Source organism: Variovorax sp. P1_H12_2 (assembly GCF_056405335.1).
Map to the genome: position 1 here is coordinate 1 of NZ_JBFUCI010000697.1, position 1,688 is coordinate 1,688.

Here is a 1,688-nt window from a genome sequence, read left to right on the forward strand (position 1 = left end):
GGCCTACACGCCGCCGCTGGTGGCCGGCCGCCGGATCTTCGTCCAGGCCGCGGACCGCACGACGAGCGCCTGGGACGGCCAGAGCGGCCGTCGCCTCTGGTCGCAGCAGCGCACCGCGGAAAACCTGGTGCTGAAGAAGCCCGGCGTCCTGCTGGCGGTTGGCGACACCCTGATCGCCGGCGTTGGCGGCCGGCTGGTCGGGATCAATCCCGCGAACGGCTCGTCGCGCTGGGAGTCTCCCATCGCAGCACCGCGTGGCACGAACGACGTCGAGCGCCTGGTCGACCTGACCGGCAGCGTGAGCCGCCAGGGCGACGTGATCTGCGCGCGGGCTTATTTCGCCAGCGTCGGCTGCGTCGATACCTCGCGCGGCGTCTTGCTGTGGACCAAGCCGGCGGTGGGCGCCGACGGGGTCGGCGGCGACGACCGATTCGTCTACGGCACCGAGGACAACGGCGCCGTGATGGCCTGGCGCCGCGCCGATGGCGAACGCGCCTGGCAGCAGGCCGACCTGCTCAAGCACCGCATCCTGACGGCACCGCTGGCCGTCGGACGCTCGCTGATCATCGGCGACGCCACCGGGCTGGTGCACGTTCTCTCGCGCGAGGATGGATCGCCGCTGAATCGCCTCAATCCCGATGGCTCGGCCATCGCAGCGACACCGGTTCTGGCCGGCAACACGGTCGTGGTCGTCACCCGCAATGGCGGCGTGTTCGGCTATCGCCCTGAGTAATCAAGTGAAAGGACGCCTTCCATGAAGCCGGTCATCGCGCTGGTCGGGCGTCCCAACGTCGGCAAGTCGACCCTGTTCAACCGCCTGACGCAGACGCGCGACGCCATCGTCGCCGACTTCGCAGGCCTCACCCGCGACCGCCACTACGGCAACGGCCGCCAGGGCAAGTACGAGTTCATCGTCATCGACACCGGTGGCTTCGAGCCCGACGCCGGCAGCGGCATCTTCAAGGAGATGGCCAAGCAGACGCGGCAGGCGGTGGCCGAGGCCGATGTCGTGATCTTCGTGGTCGACGCGCGCGAAGGGCTGTCGGCCCAGGACCACGACATCGCCAACGAGCTGCGCCGGCTCGGCAAGCCCTGTGTGCTGGTGGCCAACAAGGCCGAGGGCATGCACGACGGGACCCGGCTGGTCGACTTCTACGAGCTCGGCTTCGGCGAGGTGCATGGCATCTCGGCGGCCCACGGGCAGGGTATTCGCGACCTGGTCGAGCTCGCGCTCGAACCGCTCGCGCTGCCCGAGCCCGAGGAAGAGGGCGAGGAAGATCCCAACAAGCCGATCAAGCTGGCGGTCGCGGGCCGCCCCAATGTCGGCAAGTCGACCCTGATCAACACCTGGCTGGGCGAGGAGCGGCTGGTGGCCTTCGACCTCCCGGGCACCACCCGCGATGCGATCTCCGTGCCCTTCGAGCGCAATGGCCAGCGCTTCGAACTGGTCGACACCGCCGGCCTGCGCCGCAAGGGCAAGGTGTTCGAGGCGATCGAGAAGTTCTCGGTGGTCAAGACGCTGCAGGCCATCGAATCGGCCAACGTGGTGCTGCTGCTGCTCGACGCCACCCAGGGCGTGACCGACCAGGACGCCCACATCGCCGGCTACATCCTCGAGAGCGGCCGCGCGGTGGTGATCGCGATCAACAAATGGGATGCGGTCGACAGCTACCAGCGCGAGCAGATCC

General features: G+C 68.9%; 2 protein-coding genes. Both read left to right on the forward strand.

Annotation, left to right across the window (positions count from 1 at the left end):
- The coding region (locus AC1D2K_RS34310; RefSeq protein WP_478094849.1) for an outer membrane protein assembly factor BamB family protein at nt 1-733 on the forward strand (733 nt) is incomplete at its 5' end.
- A 21-nt stretch (nt 734-754) separates the two neighbouring features.
- Nucleotides 755-1,688, forward strand: a 934-nt coding sequence (gene der / locus AC1D2K_RS34315; RefSeq protein ID WP_478094850.1) for a ribosome biogenesis GTPase Der, incomplete at its 3' end; no start/stop codon positions are given.